At 39.9% G+C, this 17842-nt stretch carries 13 protein-coding genes; 3 read left to right on the forward strand and 10 right to left on the reverse strand.

What is annotated here, in order from left to right; translation table 11 throughout:
* Nucleotides 1-118 precede the first annotated feature (118 nt).
* Nucleotides 119-631 (forward strand): glycine cleavage system protein R, encoded by a 513-nt coding sequence (locus Q8W26_RS07095; RefSeq protein WP_101214750.1) that lies wholly within the window; start codon nucleotides 119-121, stop codon nucleotides 629-631.
* 198 nt (nucleotides 632-829) lie between these two features.
* Here Q8W26_RS07095 and Q8W26_RS07100 read toward each other — a convergent pair whose 3' ends face one another.
* The 9 genes from Q8W26_RS07100 to Q8W26_RS07140 form a co-directional block, all read right to left on the reverse strand.
* Nucleotides 830-1783: a hypothetical protein gene (locus tag Q8W26_RS07100; protein WP_101214751.1), complete on the reverse strand. Its 954-nt coding sequence runs from the start codon at nucleotides 1781-1783 to the stop codon at nucleotides 830-832.
* A 339-nt stretch (nucleotides 1784-2122) separates the two neighbouring features.
* Nucleotides 2123-2449: a DUF2834 domain-containing protein gene (locus Q8W26_RS07105; protein ID WP_101214752.1), complete on the reverse strand. Its 327-nt coding sequence runs from the start codon at nucleotides 2447-2449 to the stop codon at nucleotides 2123-2125.
* 72 nt (nucleotides 2450-2521) lie between these two features.
* Complete coding sequence (locus Q8W26_RS07110) at nucleotides 2522-2872, reverse strand: hypothetical protein (protein ID WP_101214753.1); 351 nt, start codon at nucleotides 2870-2872, stop codon at nucleotides 2522-2524.
* A 486-nt stretch (nucleotides 2873-3358) separates the two neighbouring features.
* Entirely contained in the window at nucleotides 3359-4327 is a 969-nt protein-coding gene (locus Q8W26_RS07115) for a PstS family phosphate ABC transporter substrate-binding protein (protein WP_305472900.1), read from the reverse strand.
* A 132-nt stretch (nucleotides 4328-4459) separates the two neighbouring features.
* A complete protein-coding gene (phoR, locus tag Q8W26_RS07120; RefSeq protein WP_101214755.1) occupies nucleotides 4460-5794 on the reverse strand; it encodes a phosphate regulon sensor histidine kinase PhoR in 1335 nt (444 codons plus the stop codon).
* Between the two features lie 95 nt (nucleotides 5795-5889).
* A complete protein-coding gene (gene phoB, locus Q8W26_RS07125; protein WP_101214756.1) occupies nucleotides 5890-6579 on the reverse strand; it encodes a phosphate regulon transcriptional regulator PhoB in 690 nt (229 codons plus the stop codon).
* A 191-nt stretch (nucleotides 6580-6770) separates the two neighbouring features.
* Nucleotides 6771-7694 carry a porin gene (locus Q8W26_RS07130; RefSeq protein WP_101214757.1) on the reverse strand — a complete coding sequence of 308 codons (924 nt, stop codon included), beginning with the start codon at nucleotides 7692-7694 and terminating at the stop codon, nucleotides 6771-6773.
* Between the two features lie 114 nt (nucleotides 7695-7808).
* Nucleotides 7809-11549, reverse strand: coding sequence for an AAA family ATPase (locus tag Q8W26_RS07135; RefSeq protein ID WP_101214758.1), 3741 nt, complete (start codon nucleotides 11547-11549; stop codon nucleotides 7809-7811).
* 48 nt (nucleotides 11550-11597) lie between these two features.
* Nucleotides 11598-12839, reverse strand: coding sequence for an exonuclease SbcCD subunit D C-terminal domain-containing protein (locus tag Q8W26_RS07140; protein ID WP_101214759.1), 1242 nt, complete (start codon nucleotides 12837-12839; stop codon nucleotides 11598-11600).
* A gap of 143 nt (nucleotides 12840-12982) precedes the next feature.
* On the opposite strand from Q8W26_RS07140, the gene Q8W26_RS07145 reads away from it, so the two are divergent.
* The gene (locus tag Q8W26_RS07145) at nucleotides 12983-14716 is read left to right on the forward strand and encodes an ATP-binding protein (RefSeq protein WP_101214760.1); all 1734 of its coding nucleotides are present in this window, start codon (nucleotides 12983-12985) and stop codon (nucleotides 14714-14716) included.
* 150 nt (nucleotides 14717-14866) lie between these two features.
* Entirely contained in the window at nucleotides 14867-15778 is a 912-nt protein-coding gene (gene rdgC / locus Q8W26_RS07150) for a recombination-associated protein RdgC (RefSeq protein WP_101214761.1), read from the forward strand.
* A 130-nt stretch (nucleotides 15779-15908) separates the two neighbouring features.
* On the opposite strand, the gene Q8W26_RS07155 is transcribed toward rdgC, so the two are convergent.
* Complete coding sequence (locus tag Q8W26_RS07155; protein WP_101214799.1) at nucleotides 15909-17690, reverse strand: M61 family metallopeptidase; 1782 nt, start codon at nucleotides 17688-17690, stop codon at nucleotides 15909-15911.
* Nucleotides 17691-17842: the final 152 nt, after the last annotated feature.

Consider the following 17842-nt stretch of genomic DNA (forward strand, 5'->3'; position numbering starts at 1 on the left):
TATTACATCTGTCAGGCGCTCATATTTATTTTAAATATCAATCACGCTTTCTCTGGACAAATAGCTGTGTGAGGTTTATTAATAGATGAGCGTAAAGCTGTAATTATTGAGGGAATATATGAAAAATATCGTAGTAACATTTATCGGCAAAGATAAAGCTGGCTTAGCAGATCAATTAGCGCAACTGATTTATCAACATCAAGGTAACTGGTTAGGTAGCTCAATGAGCCATTTAGCGGGTCAGTTCGCGGGTATCATTCAAGTCGAACTCCCTGAGTTAGAGTTGGCTAAATTTAGTTTAGCTTTGGGCCAACTAGACGATCTCAATACTGTCATTCAAGAAGGCCATAATACTGCTCATGAACTTGAAGCCGAAGACTTGTTAAACATTGCTATTGTCTGTAATGATCGCCAAGGTATCGTGCAAGAAGTCACTAAAGCATTACATTCTGTTGATGCCAATATCGAACAACTAGGCAGTCAGTTAGAAAGCGCACCTAATAGTGGTCACTTACTATTTAGAGCTAACGTTACTGCTCTTCTTCCTGAACATTCATCCATCGAGCAACTCCAAGAAGCGATTGAAAATTTAGGTGATGATGTGATGGTTGACATTGAATACGGCTGTTAATTAGATTCATTGTACAAAAAAGCCGTATTACAGCACTGTAATACGGCTTTTTATTGCTCATGATTAAATGGTGGTTTGATTTCGCCTATCCATATTTTTATTTCAATGCCCACCTAAATTCCAAAAGTTAATTTAAATGCTATAACAACCCGCATTAAAAAAGCACCAAGTAGATATCACGATAAAACGTCAATTGTTTTATTTAGCATCCTCGGCTGATTTTTTTCCTGCACGCCAAACAAGGATAAAAAACATCACCAAATAAATAGGCGTTTCAATAAAAGTGTCATATGTGAGCCACTGTGCTTCGGATAGTTGAGTAGCAACACTATAATTCATCCCTGCCATACACAGACCGATCAGCGCTAAGCCTATGACAAAATATCTATGCTCAATTGGAGTGTTTACGTAGCGCTCAAAACGGGTTCCAAAGTAGCCACCTTTATTAAATATTCCATCAACTATCATCACTGAGGCACTAATTAACCCCATAAATGTACCTTTGAGCTGTACTAAATATTCACTTTGAAAGACAATGGAAAATATCGCTGATATAAGGAGCATTATCGTTCCAAATACGGCAAACCCACCGAGTAAGTCTACTTTAACAAAGCGCTGAGTAATCACGAGTGCTAACCCTAAGAACACCCCCGTAAATGCAGCTATTGTTAAGTCTCCAGTCACTTTAGCAACGATAAAAAATGCCGCGCCAATTCCTATATCAGCAAGAATAGAAGGTTTGTTTTTTTGCCACTGCTCACTTTGTAACTTTGTTTTCTCAATCGATTCTAGAGAATTGTCAGAATCCTCTAAATTTTCAAACTTTTTAGTTGCAAAGTTAATGTCTTTGCCAGGGTGACTTTCGTAAATTAGATCGCTCCCTTCCCTAACTTCGATACCGACACTCAACCAACTAAAGTAGCCTACCGAAACAGTGGCGGCTTTAGTTTTATTGTTTGATTGGCTGCTAGGTTGAAGCTTATGTACAACCACTTTGAAACCACCTTGAAATTGGTGTGTACATTCATCTACGAGTGTTCCATTGCAAAATAGCTGCGACGTATAAGTTGTAAGTGAGCATGAGTATTTAACTTCATAATCGTCACCATCATATTGAAAAGGTCTTTTATAAGTCCATAAGCTTATAGCCATCTTGATTGTTTCCTGTCTATATTTAATTTTTCTACGTTTTTAATGCTGTTAACCAGAAAGAGGACGGGCGTCAGCCAAAAGCAGTCTCATAGCAACACCTATTAAGCATTTAAATACATGCTAACTGATTGGTGCTAATTGTAGACATTCTTTTAAGTCTTAGATAGTAATAGCAATTACACTAATTACCTGAACACTTTTCCCGATGTACACAAATAATAGCGGCATTGGTCTAAGTTTTAATTACCAAGGATAAAATTCGACAGGGATGTGTTGTTAAAAAGCTTCAAGTTTATGCCTAACCAGCATTCGGTTTCATAGGTGTTGTTTCGAGCTCTCTCACATATTAGGGCTATGGCTCAATGACTGTTTTTCTTTAAGGTAAAGATATAATGGAAGCCCAAACGACACTCCGACACACAAGGTGCCCAGTACAGCAAAGTATCGATAGCTTACTTTATTTTTATGACCGTCTACGACAATAAAACCAAGCAAAGCAACGGCTGCCACTAACACATCAAGCCAAGCAAATACGCTAATTGAGTTTGTCGTAGCGTCATTAAATAACAGACTAATATCTAAACCATTGCTAACTAGCCAAGGAACAAAAGCTCCATAAGGTAGTAAAATACCGAGTAAAGTAAGAACCAGATAAAACCGTAGCATTGCGCTTCCCTTACAAAGGTTTTGAGATAATAGCTAACACCGACAAACAGTCAACAGCCTTATCTTTATGAATTAGCTAGCTTGTATGCAAAGTGCATTCAATTCAGCTTTGCCTTTCTTTACACTGCCATAAGTATACGCTTCTAGCTCTTGAACTTGTCTTGAAGAAGCTTCGGTTTGGAGAGGCTTTGCCATATCCATGATAATAAGACGCGTCTTAATTGAGTTACATAAAAGCTCTCTAGCTTTATTTGACTCCTGCTTATCGATTAAATAAATAGCACCTTGCATCTCCTTAGCTCCAGCCCAAAGCTGCCCGACAGAAGGAACAACCCCAGCAGCCATTCCGCCGTAGAGCCCGACCCCGAGACCCGATAGAAAAACGATTACAATAAATATTGAAAAGATTATTTTAGACTTCATGTGCAACTCTCCTTTTGCATATAACAACTTTTAGCGTGGCCACAATTACGAAACTCCTTCGCTAAACATAGCCTTAAGAAGATAACACTCTAGCTTAATAGTTACCTTATTACAATAGCTTACGAAGGAAGAACACCAGCTAATAAAAATAGAGCATTCATACCATTTACCAATAACGCCACATGTAACTAACGAGAATACATAGACACATCAAAAATATTTGATTCAAGATACGTCAGTTTATGGCGCTCCTGTTTCAGGTTTTCTTATTTTGATCTTTTGCCTCTTCACCCTGCATGATAATTCATCTCTTGATCAATGATTGAAATCGATAAGTCATATTTCTATTTTATGTTTTATTTTTCCAACCATTCTAGGAAGTGTGTTGAAGGAGGTTGATAATACTTCAAATCAAATGGCAAGCAGACACAAAAAAGCCCGTCACATGACGAGCTCTTATCTTTAAGGTCTATTGGTCTAGACTCATTAACTTTTGATACCTAACTTCGCTAATTCTTTCTTTGCTATTTTTGCTGAGAGTGGTACATAGCCATCTTTTTCAACAATCTTTTGACCTGATTTAGACAGCACCATTTTGACAAACTCACGTTCCATTGGGGTTAATGGCTTATTCGGATTCTTGTTCACATAAACGTATAAGAAACGAGATAATGGGTAAGAACCATTGAGTGCGTTTTCTTTAGTTGCTTCAACATACTTACCGCCTTTTTTAGAGATAGCCACTGCTTTAACGCTAGATGTTTTATAACCAATCCCTGAGTAACCTAAAGCATTAATTGATGATGCAACTGACTGTACCACCGATGCAGAACCTGGCTGCTCATTTACTTTCGTGTTGAAATCACCTTTACATAGTGCTTTTTTCTTAAAGTAACCATACGTTCCTGACACAGAGTTACGACCGTACAATTGAATGTCTCGGCCAACCCAGCCACCTTGTAGGCCTAAGTCGCCCCAACGATCTATTTCATCACCGCCACACTTATGTGTAACAGAGAAGATGCCATCTACTTGCTTCATTGTTAAACCATCAATTGGGTTATCTTTATGAGCAAAAACAGCAAGCGCATCAATAGCTACTCGCACTGGTGTTGGCTTATAACCAAAACGCTTTTCAAATGCTTCAATCTCACGCGCTTTCATCTTACGACTCATTGGGCCAAACTGTGATGTCCCTTCCGTTAATGCCGGTGGCGCAGTAGATGAACCAGCTGCTTGAATTTGAATGTTTACATTTGGATAGCTACGTTTAAACTCTTCCGCCCAGAACGTCATCATGTTCGCTAATGTGTCAGAGCCTACAGATGACAAGTTTCCCGAAACGCCGTGAGCTTTTGTATAGTCAGGTAAGTTTTTATCCATTGCTGACGTATTTGCCGACACTAATAACCCCATGGTTAAACCTAAAGTGCTAGCTAGTTTTAATAGTTTCATGTACCGCTCCAATTCTTTGGCTTTAATCAGTTGATAAATCTATTTATCAATTAGTTAATTAAGTTAATGTATTTAACATAGGGTTATATTGAATGAACAAGATGACCGTTAGGTGACTTAAAAATGAAGCTTTTATGACACCTCTTTGGTTCGCTTATTATCATTGACTTTTACCAAGCGCTCCGGACGAATAATAAAACTAAAACAGCTTCCCAGCCCTGGAGTACTTTCAATATTTAAATTCGATTGATGGTTCACTAATACATGCTTAACAATAGACAGGCCTAAACCACTACCACCACTTTTACTCGAACGAGATTGATCGATACGATAAAAACGTTCAGTTAATCGAGCAAGATGATTTGCCGCGATCCCCGGGCCATTATCGGTCACCGAAAAGAGTGCTCCACCATCACAACGTTGCCATAGTACTTGAATGAAGCTGCCATCAGGGCAATAGCGAATAGCATTCGTCACTAAGTTAGTACAAGCACTAAAGATTTGTGCCTCATCGCCATAAACATCCACACCTTCATCAACGGCAAACTCGATGACTAAATCACGCTCACCTATGAGACTAAGAGCATCTGTTTTTAACATTTTCAATTGCGCACTCATTGATACTTGTTGCTGAATTGATGCTTGTGCAGCTGACTCGATTTTAGATAGCGATAATAATTGTTCGACCATCGATTGCATTCGACTTGCTTGTAATTTCATCGCCGATGCAGCCATTGCTAAACTAGGATCGCGTTGACCGTCATCAGAGTCATTGATCAATTCTAGATAACCTTGAAGCACGGTTAGCGGTGTTTTGAGCTCGTGAGAAACATTAGCTACGAACTCACGTCGCATTTCTTCGAGCTGGTGAATTCGGGTAACATCGCGAGAGACTAATAAATATTGATCAAGTCCATATTTGATCACACGATTTTCTAATAAAATATCTTCATTAACAGGAGATGGAATAAGCAATACATGTTCAAAATCATGAGCTGCTAAATACTCAGAGAACGCCGGATAACGAATAAGGTTGTCAAGACGTTGTCCCTGATCCGTTGGCCATTGAAAGCCGAATAATAACCTTGCTTGGCTATTACACCACAGAATATTGTTCTCTTGATTATAAACGACAACTCCATCAGGTAACGCGTCCGCACCTTGACGAAACTCACCTAAAGAATGAATTAGCTGACGGCGGCGCTTTCGATTAGCCCGTTGAATTTTTTCCATTCCATAGTAGATATGATCCCAGCTTGAATTATCACTGACATAGTTTTTTTGCGGTGTTTGCCACAACCACACTACTAAGCGATAAAACTGTTTTAAGTTCACTGCCACAATAACCAGCGAGCCTAATAATAACGTTAAGGTCACTTGACCAATGAGTAAACCGACTAGGGTAAGTGCTGCGTATATGGCAGCAAATTTGATGATTATCGAATGTAATAATCGATGATCTAGCATAAATAAATTCCAGCCAATTTAATGGGCATTATTATTATTTTCGCTAAGAGAGCCTTCTCTTAGCGAATGTATTGCGATGGCAATAAAAAGAAACGCTAAACTCGTGTTGAAAAGCGATAACCTGAACCACGGACGGTCTGAACAAATTGTTCATGACCTTGTCCGCTAATTGCTTTACGCAACCTTCTGATATGGACATCAACGGTACGATCTTCAACATACACGTTAGTCCCCCATACTTGATCCAGTAATTGCTCACGGCTGAAAACGCGATCGCAATGAGTCATAAAGAAATGCAGTAACTTAAATTCTGTTGGTCCAACATTTAAAGGCTCTTCACCTAAACTAACACGGTGACTGACAGGATCTAAGGTTAAGCCTTTAACATCGATAACTTCTTCTAAAGCAGTGGGCTTAGCACGACGTAAAACAGCTTTAATGCGTGCGACCAGTTCTTTAGGTGAAAACGGTTTAGTCATATAATCATCGGCGCCAACTTCTAGACCTCTGACTTTATCTTCTTCTTCACCGCGTGCGGTTAACATGATGATTGGGATATCTTTCGTATGCTCATTACGCTTAACGTCTTTCGCCAAACTAATACCGTTTCCCCCGGGAAACATCCAGTCTAATAATAATAAATCTGGGTACGGCTCAACCAGTCGATCTTGAGCAGACTGTAAATCTTCAGCTTCTATAACATTAAAACCTTGTTGTTCTAAAACAAAACATAGCATTTCGCGAATTGCTGCTTCATCTTCAACAACTAGTATCCTTGCACTCATCTTACTCAACCTATGTAGAGGAAATTATTAAGTAATATTATTAATAATAATTATGACAGAAATATGACCAAAACCATTTTATCTGAATTAAGCCAATCTAGGGGAAAAAAATTACACTATCATTTTTTGTCAGGGATAAAAAAGCCGCTGATATACAGCGGCAATTGAGAGAAATCAATATGTAGTAATGTTTAAAATTTATATTCCATGCCCAAGCCTAAATGATCGCTTTCACTGCCATCATCGAACGAGTGAGCGGTGAAAAAGCCAAATACTTTGATATTCTTCGCCAACTTGTAATCAGCACCAAAAGACATGCTATCACCAGACTTTTTATCATCACTATCTTGGAATTGTGCTTTTAGCGTTGTCTTGCCCATTTTGTAAGCCGCACTCACTAAGAAACCATCACCCGAATCAGAACCATCACTTTTTTCAGTATCATTCCAAATTGCACCAAGCTTTACATCGCCTAACTTACCTTGTACGGCAACACGGGTTGCATCACGTCCTGCAATATCAGAGTCCATTGCGACAGCAGCATAAAGGGCCGTTTTCTTTAATTTCTTATCACCATAAACAATCGCAATACTTGAGCCAGCTTTACCGTCAGATTTTTTATTGTCTTCTGCAACTAAAGTCGTTGCTAACTTAAAGCCATTAAAAGACGGAGTCGTGTAATAAATAGAATCACCGACACGGTTATCACCGTTAAAAAAGACCTTTTGATCACCACTTAAATCATTAAACTGATCGATCTTTCCCTGTGAATCTTTTAGCGCAGTTTCGTTACGGCCTAACATCACGGTACCAAAGTCACCTTCTAAACCAATCCACTGACTCCGCGCCTTAAATAAATCGCCCTCATCATCAGCGACATCTACTTGCCATTCAAGTTTATAAATGGCACGTAAACTGTCGTCTATTTTGGTATGCCCACGTAAGCCAATACGGGAAGCATTTGAATTAACATTCGATGTTGACTCTTCGGCATCATCATTTTGTGCAGAAACATTGACTTTGCCATAGACCTCAACGAGGTCACCAGCAAAAGCTGTATTATTGAAGATAAGTGCTGCGCTTAACGCTAATAGTGTCTTATTGAACTTTTTCATCTATCTACCTGCCGATATTATTTGCTTTAGTAATTTTGATGAATTGTGACAACCAAATGTGACATTAATGTGACAAGATTGTGTACAATTTATTACTTATAATATGGCACAAAATTATCTAGCTAATACTTTTATTTCACTTTTTCCATTACCTTGCGCAATTATTTCGACTCTAGTACCCACTCTTTCCACTAATCCTTGAACATGAGATATGATACCAATTTGTCGTCCACTGGCCTGAAGTGAGTCTAAACAACTTAACGCCACTTCCAATGTTTCTGGGTCTAAAGTCCCAAAGCCTTCATCAATAAATAAGGTTTTGATATTCGTTTGCAAGCTAGTTATCGAGCCCAACCCTAGCGCTAAAGCTAATGATGCTAAAAAGGTTTCTCCTCCCGATAAACTATCAACTGAACGAATTTCATCCCCCATATCTTGATCGACAATCTGCAAGTCTAATTCTGCGCTAGGAACCCGTTGTAATACATAACGAGGGGCAAGCTCTTTTAAGTGATAGTTAGCTGAAATAAGCATTTGTTCTAGTGTAAGACTTTGTGCAAAAGTTCTAAACTTTGCACCATCAGCAGAACCAATAAGCTCTTTCATGTCAAGCCACACCTGTGTTAACTCGTGCTGTTGATCAATTTGCTGCTGAATTTCACCATGGCGCACCATGGCATTATTATGTTGCTCTAGTTGACTGCGAAGACCAAACTGCTTTTCATGTAATTGTTTTAATTCCGATTCAATGCCTGCTCTTAACATCTCTCGCTGCTGGTCCGTTGAACAAAGAGGATCAGGCGCAAGATCTTCAAATAAAGCTAACAGTGTTTGCTGTTTTTGTACCAGTAACTGATTTAATTGATTCAGCTTTTGCTGCTTCTCTTGCTGTATCGCGTGTTGTTGATGATTTTCTTGGACAAGTAGTGCATATTGCTGCCTTTGCTCAACTAACCACTGATGATCATAACCCAGTAATGTTAATAATTGCTCTTGAGATACATTAAAACGCTGTAGCCATTGTGACCATTCCAGCTCTAATTCCTGATGTTGTTTATTCAAAGACTCAAGGTGCTGCTGTATTTGCTGTTGTTGGCTTTGCAGCAGAGCTAGTTCATTATGCTGGTGCAACACCGCTTGCTCAGCATTGCCATAAGCGCTAATGAGTTGCTTTAAATGTGACTCAAGCTGATTCTTTTGCACATGTGGATCTTGTCCTTGCGTCACTTGCTCAACATCATCAATACACTGTTGATAGTGAGCCTGTTGTTCCGCAAGCTTATTCTTCAACGGAAGCAACTGCTGTCCTAAATGATGAAGCTGCTCAGTTTGAGCAATATGTGCTTGTTGTAACTCAATGGCCTCATCACTCAGCTGTTTCAGGTAATTACTCTTTTCAATATATTGATCAACATCCATCGACAGTTGTTGCTTAAACAGAGCAACTTGCTGGCTATCATTAAGTAGTTCAAGCCAATTAACATGAGCATACAATTCTGTGAGCCCTTCGACACGGGATGTTAATTGCTGCTCAGCCTGAGTGATATATTGCGCCAAGAGCACATTATCATTTTCAATCGCAGTTAGTTGCTGCGTCGTATTATCCCGCTCTTGATGTAACAGCTCTAATTCATGCTGCAATTTAATTGCTTGTTGCTCTATTTCTCGTGCTTGATTAACCCATAATACCGTTTGTTGTTGTTGCGCCTGCTTAGTTGCTAATTGCTGCTTGCGATCGGCTAAGCGTGCTTCAACTTCTCCTTGCATGACAGGCGTTATAGTCTCTGGCGTTAACTCATTGAGGAGGTTGGTGAACTCTGATATCTCGTTGGTTATTTGGTTTAATTGAAGTGCCTGTTGCTTACCCGTCACATCAAGTGAGGTAAGCTCATCTGCAACACCTTGCACCTGCTCCTTAAGTTGTTTAATTCGCTTAAGTTGCTGCTCTGCAAGTCGCTCACCAAGCTGAAATTCAGTAACAAATGGGTGTTCCTTACTACCACATAAAGCGCAAGGCTCACCTGCCACTAATTGTTGGCGGTGATCTTCCAACGACATTATTTTTTGGGTTTGTGCTAAAGCATACTCAGCTTCTTCTAGCACAGGTAATAACTTATCTTGCTGTTGTTTAGCTTGTTGATATGCAATACGAGATTGCGTTAATTGCTGCTCAACCTCTTGAGCTTGCGCTTGCTTCTGGCTCAACAGCGTTTGATATTGGAGCCCTTGAACAATAATTTGCTGCTTACTCGTCAGCTCTGCAATCTCATGTTGAAGCTGGTTTACCCCCTGTTCTATATCGCTAAGATCATTTTTTTCGAATGATTGAGCATATTCAGACAACTGTTGATTGAGCTGCTCCAATCGCTGTTGCTGCTGGTGATAATTAGCCGTTAAGGTTTCATGTTGTACCTGTAACTGTTTCTCAGATTGCTGGTTAGCCGTTTGCTGTCCCAGATATTGTTGCCGATTAACTAATTGCTGCTGATAGTCACTGATCCCTTGATCGATTAAGTTAAGATTTGAGACAACCCCAGATAGGTGATTATTATCATTACAGTACTGTTGTAAATCTGTAATGATTGCTTGATTCGCCACAGTCTTTTTATTACTGGCAGCAAGCTTATGTTCTACAGCATTTTTTTGTTCAGTAACTAGATTAAGTTGTTGTTGTTGCTCATCGGCTTGCTGCAATACATGCTTAGCCTCAATTGATCGTGTTATAGCAAGTTCAAGTTGAGGTAATTGCTGTTCAAGCTGTATTTTAGCCTGCTCTTTTACTTGGTGTAATTGCTGTAACTCATGCTCTGTCTGTTGGGCATGTTGCTGCTGCTGTATCAGTTGCTGGCTAAGTTGCTGGGCTTGCTGTTGTAATCTCTGCTGTTCAGTACTGTTTTGTTGACGCTGTGATAAGACTAATTTTGCATCTTGGACAGCTTCAACTTGCTCAACAAGGCGAGCATTCTCTTCTTGCGCGTTAAGTGCCTGATTAGCAGATTCAACGCGTTTAGCACTGTCACTTAACTCGCCTTCGAGCTGTTGACGTAAGTTAAGTTGTTGTTCGAGCCAATCTAACTGCTGCTGTTGATGCTGACTTTGTGCCATTCTCTCATTAGTGCTAGCTAACGATTTAATCAGCTGCTGTTGCTCATCTTGAGAGAGTAAACTGACATCACCAATTTTAGACTGCAATAGCTCGAGTTTGTGCTGTTGGGTTTTCGCTTCATTAAACGCAAGCTTAGATAGTTGCGAATAAAGCTGTGTGCCAGTGATCCGCTCAAGTAAGTCTGAGCGCTCTTTTGCTGGCGCTTTTAAAAAGGCCGCGAAGTCGCCTTGCGCTAATAAAACCGATCGCCTGAACTGTTCGTAATTAAGGCCAATTAACTCCTCAATCATCGCTAACACATCTGACTTTTTAGTCGCCATTACTTGCTCAGTTTGGCAGTTTGTTAATGACATCTCTTGTGCTTGTACCCGCCCAGAGACTTGATTCCGAGCACGTTTCACAGACCATTTTGCTTGATAGCGATCGCCATTTTCCAGTTCAAATGTGGTTTGAGCAAACCCATTAGTGCTACCGCGAGTTAAGATATGCCTAACATCATTGCTCTTAAGCCGCTCACTTTCTTGTAATTGTGCATGTCCAATAGCAGGGCCACGCTTACTAGCACTAAAGCGTGGCATCGCATCGAATAAACTCAGACAAATTGCATCAAGTAATGTACTTTTTCCTGACCCCGTATTACCACAAATGGCAAATAAGCCAGCATCCGCTAAGACGCCTCGTGCAAAATCAATCTGAAATGGGGAGCCAAGGCTCGCTAGGTTCTCACCTTCTAACGCAATAATTTTCATTAAGCAATGATTTCCCTAGTCAACTTTATCATGCAAATATGTTTCATATTAATCCTCACCAATCTGTTCACATTGCGACATTAGTTCACTGAAAGCAGCCTGATATGCTTGTGGGGGCGGGGTGTTATATTGCTGATGGTATTTAAGCTCAAACACCTGCTCTGGTTGTAACTGATCAAGAGGCTTGTCTGAAAAAGCAGTAACAGGAGCTTTATCTTGAACATATTGTGTTGTGATTTTCACTAGGCGTACCGCTTTCTCACTCAATACTTGAGCAATCTTCTCTCGCAACATCGCTTGCGGCTTATCGAGAAGCACCATGACTTCCAACAAAGGTTGTCGGTGAGGTTCTAGTGGCTCGAATTCCATTGACGCAAGCGTTGACAAAACCTGCTCTAACGGCTGGGCATAACTAGGCACTTTTAACACGTCAACGCAACGCGGGACAATTAAACCTTGAACATCGGATAATTGACCTTGGGTAAACTCCACCAGCTTAACTTGATGCTTATAATCTTTCTCGGCTAGGGACATCGGGATCGGTGAGCCACTATAAAATACCGCCTGTTGTGCTAATTGCTGTGGTTTATGCAAATGCCCCAAAGCACAGTAATCAAATTGACGACTAAACGACTCCACTGGAAGTGCATGCTGATTACCGCCTAAAATACGTCGCTCTGACATTTCACTTATTTCACTCGAGACTAGATAAGCGTGAGCAGTAGCAATCGACCCTTGGTTAGGCTCATTTAGCTGCGAAATTGTTTGTGCTAATTCACTATAAATTCTTTCAACACCTGCGATTAACTTGTCTTCAGTGCTATCATCGAGCGTTGATAAGTCGAGATCCCCTGGGCGTAGAAACGGTACGGCAGCAACACGCACGGCAATATTCCCCTGAGAATCAGTTAAAGGGATAATTAATTTATCATGATCTAGTTGGTTATCCGCAAGACGCGGTAAAGCACCGATGAGATGAATATCAAAAGCTTTCAATAGATGATCAGGAGCATCAAGTTTGCTCGGGGAGTCATGGTTCCCAGCCACTAATAGCAGGTCAAGCTTAGGCAAGTTTTGTTTCACCTTAGCAAGAAACTGGTATAGCAATCGCCATGCCCAAGCTGGCGGATTGGCACTATCAAAAATATCTCCAGCCACGATAAGCGCATCAATTTTCTGTGTTTTAAGCTGTTCAAACAACCAGTCGAGAAACTGCTGCTGTTCAAATTCTCGTGAGACACCGAGCAACTGATGACCTAAGTGCCAATCGGAGGTATGAATAATGCGCATGAAGATTACCAATACTTTAATTTAAGTCTTTGCTATTTTAATGAGAATCAATTATTTTTAAAGGTAATCAATTTTTATTTTTTTATAAGTAATACTAATTCTTGTTTGGTCACTCCCTTGACTAAACAGTGGAGACAAGGGAAATGGCGACAGTAAGTATTTCAAAGCAACTCCTAACAAAAGTACTGTCCTCTTATATCATTCTGACCTTTATTGTGGCCGCTGTTCAACTCGGCTACACCTACGTCACCGTAAAAAACCAAATTATTGAAGACTTAAAGCAACTAGAGCAAACAATTAATGTCAGCTTAACGCAAGCAGTCTGGGATATTAGTGATATTCAAGTAAGCGCCATTGGCCAAGGTATCGCTGCGATGTCATTGGTTCGAGCAGTTATCATTACTGAAGAAAGCCACCAAGTCATGTATCAAAGTGGTGAGCTTGACGGCTTTGATACTAAAAAGTTTTTAACACCTAGCTCCACGACACTCCAACACAACGATCTTTTTGGCTATAGCACTTCATTGATTTACGACTTTTCTAGCAATTCCTCATTTGGCAGTTCCAACACTATTGGTCATATCGCCATTTTTTCCAGTGATGAATTAGTCTTCCAGAAAGTGGGGGCACAAATGCTGTTCCCTGTCATTGGCGCTGTGTTTAGCATTATTTTATTAAGCTTTTTAATTAAACGTTTATTTAGAAACTTATTAACAACCCCACTAGAAACACTCAGTCACGGTATTGCTAGGATAGACTTAGAGAACTTAGGGCAAGCACGTTTAAACCCGCCGAGTTCTCAACAAGATGAGCTAACCACTTTAGCTAACTCATTTAACTTAATGCTAGTTAAGCTTGAAGAATATAATGCAAGTTTGGAGCAAACCAAGCTTAAGCTGGTTAATGCAAATCAACAACTAGATCGTCAAAATGTCTACCTAGAACAGGAAGTAACTAAGAAAACCGCCAACCTTAGTCAAGCGATAACAGAGTTAGCACAGCAAAAAAATGAACTCGAAGAAAGCGAACAAGAGCTGTTGGCTTCATTAACTCAATTAAAAGAGACCCAAACTCAATTAGTACAATCTGAAAAAATGGCTTCATTAGGTAGCTTAGTAGCCGGAATATCACATGAAATAAACACGCCTGTAGGTATTGGGGTCACTGCGGTTAGCTACTTATCTGAATGTGTCAGAACATTAGATGAGAAAATAAACGATAAAACACTGACACAAAAATATATGACCAAGTTTATTGAGGACGCTAATAGTGGCTGTGCACTGCTTACAACTAACTTAAATAAAGCATCCCAATTAATTCAAAGCTTTAAAGATATTGCGGTTGACCAAACCAGTGAAGCTGTTCGTGATGTTAATATCCATCAATACCTCCATGAAGTGATCACTTCCTTGCAGCCTAAGCTGAAGCGAACCCAACATAAGATTGAAATTGAAGGGGCTGATGACATCGTTATTCACTGTCGAGCAGGCGCCCTATCTCAGGTATTCACTAATATGATCCTGAATTCGTTAATCCATGCTTTTGATAAAGTAGAGCAAGGGGTAATGACCTTCAAACTTAAGCACGACGATGAGCATGTTTTCATTGAATACCACGATAATGGCAGCGGTATTAATCAAGAAAGCCTAGATTTATTATTTGAACCGTTTTTTACCACGAAACGCGGTCAAGGAGGCAGTGGGCTAGGTACTCATATTCTCTATAATATTGTGACACAATCACTACACGGTGAAATTTACGCCACAAGTGAGTTAGGTCATGGGCTTAACTATTTTATTAAGTTCCCGAAACCTAAAGGCATCGTTGAACAAGAGTTAGAGCAACAAGGCAAAGGAATAAATAAAAAAGAAGCTTAGAAAACAGCCTATTTTGAACTCAATAAAATATTAGATTAGTGCATAAAGCCAATAGAAAGTTAAGCACAAAAATTGCTATGCACTAATCTTTTCCTTACACTCTTTACCCATTCTTAAAGAAATATTTATCCAACTAAAAGTGAATTAGCTATGTGGTTTAAAAACCTAATTATTTATCGTCTTTCAAATCCGATTGATTTAACACCAGAGCAACTAGAAACACGCCTTGAAGAATTTGCTTTTCGTCCATGTACAAGCCAAGAGCAAAGCAAATATGGCTGGGCTAAGCCGATGGGCAAGCATGGTCACTCATTGTTACATGTAACCAACGACAATATTTTACTGTGTGCACGCAAAGAAGATAAGATGCTGCCAGCATCAGTAATCAAAGAAGCGCTCGATGAAAAAGTAGAAATGATTGAGCAAGAGACCGCTCGCCCAGTAAAGAAAAAAGAAAAAGATGCGCTAAAAGAAGAGATTGTACATAGCCTACTCCCACGTGCTTTTTCTCGCTTAGGTTCAACCTTTGCTTACATAGCTCCAAAACAAGGGCTAATTGTTGTCGATGCATCGAGTCACAATAAAGCTGAAGATTTACTAGCTCTGTTAAGAAAATCGATTGGTTCATTACAAGTATTACCTGCACAGAGTAAAGTTCCGGTTGACCAAACCATGACTCAATGGCTCACCGATGAATTACCGTTAGCACCATTTAGTTTGCTCGAAGAAGCTGAGCTTAAAAGTCCACTGGAAAATGGGGCTGTATTACGCTGTAAGAATCAAGACTTAATTACCAATGAAATTAAAGCACACATTGATAATGGCATGTTCGTGGTCAAAGCTGCACTTCAATACGCAGAATCACTCACTTTTATCTTAAGTGAAGATTTAACGGTGAAACGGGTTAAATTTACAGATGTGGTCACCGAGCAACAAGAGGATCAAGACAAAGAAGATAAAGCCGCGTGTTTTGATGCAGACTTCGCGATTATGACGGGTGAATTTGAACAATTTATCCCTGCACTGTTTGAAGTGTTAGGTGGCGAAGAGCAAGCTCAATAAGGCTCAATTACAATAAACATTTGTCTCCCTGAAAATCTTTTATTCAGGGTCCCGCCTTTTGTTGGATAGTCACAAAAAAAAGCAGTGCACCGAATTCGATGCACTGCTTTTTTATGAGCCACAATGTAGACTAAGCTTTAGGAAATTTAACCCCTAACCACGCTTTAAAAAATGCTTTTTGTGAACGACTAACCTTCTTTTGTGGACGAATGACAGGGTTCTTATTCATTTTCGCCGCCAATGTTAACGACTTATCAATGAGACGATCACGCCTAAACAAAGATAACGTTAACTCTTGCCCCGGTTGATATTGTGCTAAACGAGTTTTTAATGTTGATTGGTTAACCTTCAACCCATTGATAGCTACAATTTGATCGCCTGTCGTTAACCCGGCTTGCCAAGCTGCTGAATCTTTTAGTACGCGGGTTAAAGTGACCAAGCCATGATTATCAACACTAACAAAACCAGTATCAGCAATCTCCTTACTCTTATTAGGGTAGACTAACTCTAATCCAGCTTTATCGAGCAATGCATCAAAATCCACTGCTAGTGGTGATTCTACATTTTTATGCCACCACTGAGTGTAGTCTTTTCCCGTTAGTGATTGAGCAATTGACTTAATATCATTGGCATTAAATGGTTTGGGCAAACGATGTTGCTTGTAAAGTTCACGATGCAGCTCGCTATAACCTGCTTTCATCCTAGAGTCACTTAATAGCTGAAAATCAAAAGCAAGTGAGGCAATAAAACCCTCTGAATAAATACTAACACTGTGGTTATGAGCAAAGTCACCGGGCATCGCTATCCAGCTTTCATGGCTTGATTCCGCGACTGATTGCACATGACGACCAGGCTTTTTGGTATGGCTATCAATGCGCCTAGCTAGATCTTCAAAAAACTCTTTATGAGTGATTAAGCCTGCTTGTAATAATAATTGGCTTTGGAAATAGCTTGTTGAACCCTCTGAAATCCATAATAAATCAGTATAATTTTCACGTTGGTAATCATACTCAGCAACGCCCTCAGGGCGGTACGCTTTAACATTCCATGTATGAACGAACTCATGAGCTGCCGTTTTTAGGAAACTCAAATATTGCTTTCTTGGAGCAAAGGAAAAGCGCTTACGTTGAATCACTGTCGAGTTTAAGTGTTCAGTAGCTCCACGAGCATCCGTCGTCGCATGTACCATAAAAACATAGTTATCAAACGGGTAGCCTTGCCAAATGTTTTGGCTCGCTCCAACCATCTGCTGTAAATCTTTAGCCATTTGAGGAGCATTGTAATTTCCCTCGCCCCAAATCACTAATTGATAGTCTTTACCGTCTTCTTCGAACTCAAATAGCTCGCTAATCCCCGTTTCAATGGGAGAGTCAACCAGCACATCATAGTTTTCGGCCACGAAGTGGTGCTCACCCTTGCGCTCCATTCCAGCATAAGATTTCCATTGTGATGGTACAGTTAACGTCACTGAGATATCTTCATCACGACGTTTGGGGTCATACATAAATACACCAGTTGCATCTAAATATGCATGACTATCATCAATATGGCGCGAACGTAAGCCTAGTTGATTGGCGTAAACAGTATACGAAACCTTGATTTCACCTTGTGTTGGATTATCAATTGTCCAACTCGCTTTATCAGTGTGTTGCCAAGACAAAGGGGTCCCTTGAGCATCTGTAGCACTGAAATGTCTAACGCCGTTAGCTAAGTCCAATATCTTATACTTACCCGTTCGCCACGCGGGCATCATCACTGTTGAACTGCCCTCACCACTGGCAGGTAAAGTCATACTAACTTTCCCTAAATGATGCTCTGGGGTTGATAAGTCAACATGGTAGTCGACCGTTGCATAAGCTTGGCTAGATGCAAAAAGTAGTGCTAATAAACTAATTTTTTTATTCATGCTCATTTTAAAGTCTAAGAAATAGAAACATGTCATATCATATACTATTTAAGACTAGATTCCTTCTCTTCAATTTATACACTCTATCTGGTTAGCTTTGTTAAAAATTATGATCAAGGTTCGACTTTTGATGATTTTTATCAATATGATGGCAATAA

This window comes from Psychrobium sp. 1_MG-2023, assembly GCF_030689115.1.
Classification (GTDB): Bacteria; Pseudomonadota; Gammaproteobacteria; order Enterobacterales; family Psychrobiaceae; genus Psychrobium.

Coding starts and splice junctions, on each gene's coding strand:
- Q8W26_RS07095 (WP_101214750.1), top strand. CDS start 119: ATGAAAAATATCGTAGTAACATTTATCGGCAAAGATAAAGCTGGCTTA.
- Q8W26_RS07100 (WP_101214751.1), bottom strand. CDS start 1,783: ATGGCTATAAGCTTATGGACTTATAAAAGACCTTTTCAATATGATGGT.
- Q8W26_RS07105 (WP_101214752.1), bottom strand. CDS start 2,449: ATGCTACGGTTTTATCTGGTTCTTACTTTACTCGGTATTTTACTACCT.
- Q8W26_RS07110 (WP_101214753.1), bottom strand. CDS start 2,872: ATGAAGTCTAAAATAATCTTTTCAATATTTATTGTAATCGTTTTTCTA.
- Q8W26_RS07115 (WP_305472900.1), bottom strand. CDS start 4,327: ATGAAACTATTAAAACTAGCTAGCACTTTAGGTTTAACCATGGGGTTA.
- phoR (WP_101214755.1), bottom strand. CDS start 5,794: ATGCTAGATCATCGATTATTACATTCGATAATCATCAAATTTGCTGCC.
- phoB (WP_101214756.1), bottom strand. CDS start 6,579: ATGAGTGCAAGGATACTAGTTGTTGAAGATGAAGCAGCAATTCGCGAA.
- Q8W26_RS07130 (WP_101214757.1), bottom strand. CDS start 7,694: ATGAAAAAGTTCAATAAGACACTATTAGCGTTAAGCGCAGCACTTATC.
- Q8W26_RS07135 (WP_101214758.1), bottom strand. CDS start 11,549: ATGAAAATTATTGCGTTAGAAGGTGAGAACCTAGCGAGCCTTGGCTCC.
- Q8W26_RS07140 (WP_101214759.1), bottom strand. CDS start 12,839: ATGCGCATTATTCATACCTCCGATTGGCACTTAGGTCATCAGTTGCTC.
- Q8W26_RS07145 (WP_101214760.1), top strand. CDS start 12,983: ATGGCGACAGTAAGTATTTCAAAGCAACTCCTAACAAAAGTACTGTCC.
- rdgC (WP_101214761.1), top strand. CDS start 14,867: ATGTGGTTTAAAAACCTAATTATTTATCGTCTTTCAAATCCGATTGAT.
- Q8W26_RS07155 (WP_101214799.1), bottom strand. CDS start 17,690: ATGAGCATGAATAAAAAAATTAGTTTATTAGCACTACTTTTTGCATCT.